The organism is Paenibacillus terrae (assembly GCF_005217525.1).
Taxonomy (GTDB): Bacteria; Bacillota; Bacilli; order Paenibacillales; family Paenibacillaceae; genus Paenibacillus; species Paenibacillus terrae_C.
Window position 1 is genome coordinate 380,224 of sequence record NZ_PNXQ01000016.1, and the last position, 1,714, is coordinate 381,937.

Genomic DNA, 1,714 nt, shown 5'->3' on the forward strand with positions numbered 1-1,714 from the left:
GTTGCTGTATGCTTTAGAACCCCGTCAACATACCACTTAATGTATCCTGGCTGCCAATCGAATGCATAGGTGTGAAAGCCTCTTGATGCATCAAAGCCCAGATCAACAATCTTCTCGTGACCACCGACCCCGTTTGTATAATAGTTGAATTGCACTTTTGTCGTGTCTTTGCCTAAAAATTCAATATCTATTTCATCCCATGGCGTGCCATCAGTAGGTCCCGTATACGTAAAAAAGGAAGATACGATCCCTGTATTTTTAGCAGGCTTCATGCTGACCTCGTATAAGCCGTATCTGTAAGTATTCGTCGATCGATACTCTCCGCAGTCAAATTTATTGTACGCGGAACTCGTTAAGCCAAGCTTCATTTTGCCATCGTTCGTAAAATTGACATTATTGGCACGCCAAGTGCAATTAAACATGTTCCCATTGGAATATCCGTCCGCCTTTTGCCATGCACCCGAATTGAAACCATTAAGTGGTTCCCAAAAAACATTCCCCGCATAAACGCTTACCGAAAAAAACAGAGAGACAATACCAGTGACCATTAAAGTGAACCAAGATTTCTTCTTCATTTTACACCTCCATAAAAGATTGACCAAACATGAAGAAACGTCTGACAATGATACATTATTTCAAGTATTGACCGGCTTACCGAAGAAATATAAAGCGCTTCCATATTTGGTATTTTCATTGTAGCGTGATATTGAGGCGTACACAATAGCAAACTTAACGCTCAAAACATAATTTTAAAAAACCTAAATTTTATCAAGTTGTGGTTTAAAAATGCACCGCTGGGCCGTTACTCACGCCGATAACTAGAGCGCCTACGCCGGGCGAGAGCACCCGGCCCACCCCGGCCAAAGAGCTCTATGTTCCTGTCGTTCGTTTCACGCAGCCCACGGAGCAAAAGAGCTGTGGGCCAAATCCAAGATGGCATGCACACATCATGAGCCGCCACGCTTCATCATCGTGCTATAGAAGTTGAATCAAAGAAGGATGGTTAAAGAAAAGATAGCAAGACCTTTTTAGGGGGGCTTGCTATCTTTATGGTTTAGAGCAATTTTCCCAAAATCATTACGTCTATATATTGGCCGTCCATAACCCCTTGCTTTTCAAAAACGCCGACTTCACAGTAACCGATCTTCCGATAAAGCATCTGACCGTTTTCATTAAAGGGGAAGGTGGTAGATGCTCGATTTCACCTAGACGAAAGTCGGTATTTGTGAAATTCCCTTTGACTGCGTTACTGCGGGCGCGGCTGATCATATCCGGCGTCATATCGACCCGATGACCTTGCCGTTGTCCCCTACTTGGCGAGAAGCCAAAAAGCAATCGAATCCGCCGCCACTACCCAGATCTAGAACATTGTTGGTAATGGTTCCGTACATTTTGGCGGATTTCATCATTTGTAAGTTTATTCATATCAAAACACTCCTTTAATTTGGATGGGATAGGTGGAACAGAATCTGAATACTCTTAGTTTTAGTTAGCAGCAGTAGAGGTTTGAACTGGCGTTGGGAGAAAAAAGTCAAAAGACAACCGACCTTTTTTAGTTGAATTTGACCATAGGTATTCCGGCGCATAAATGTTTTCGCACTTTTTAAAACCTCCATTTGTTTGGATTTAAATTTGTAAATTGCAAGTAATATATATACTTGATTTTAGAATGGAGATAAATTAGTATATAAGCATATATTTATATGATTGAAAG

General features: G+C 41.5%; 1 protein-coding gene and 2 pseudogenes. All 3 read right to left on the minus strand.

Annotated elements, in window-relative coordinates; translation table 11 throughout:
* Window positions 1-575, minus strand: a 575-nt coding sequence (gene bglS, locus C1I60_RS19340) for a beta-glucanase (protein ID WP_434784411.1), incomplete at its 3' end; no start/stop codon positions are given.
* Window positions 576-1,054: 479 nt separating this feature from the next.
* A pseudogene (locus tag C1I60_RS25855) lies at window positions 1,055-1,186 on the minus strand (GNAT family N-acetyltransferase); the annotation flags it as partial.
* Window positions 1,186-1,367 (minus strand): annotated as a pseudogene (locus C1I60_RS24935) (methyltransferase domain-containing protein); the annotation flags it as partial. The pseudogenes C1I60_RS24935 and C1I60_RS25855, both read right to left, overlap by 1 nt.
* Window positions 1,368-1,714: the final 347 nt, after the last annotated feature.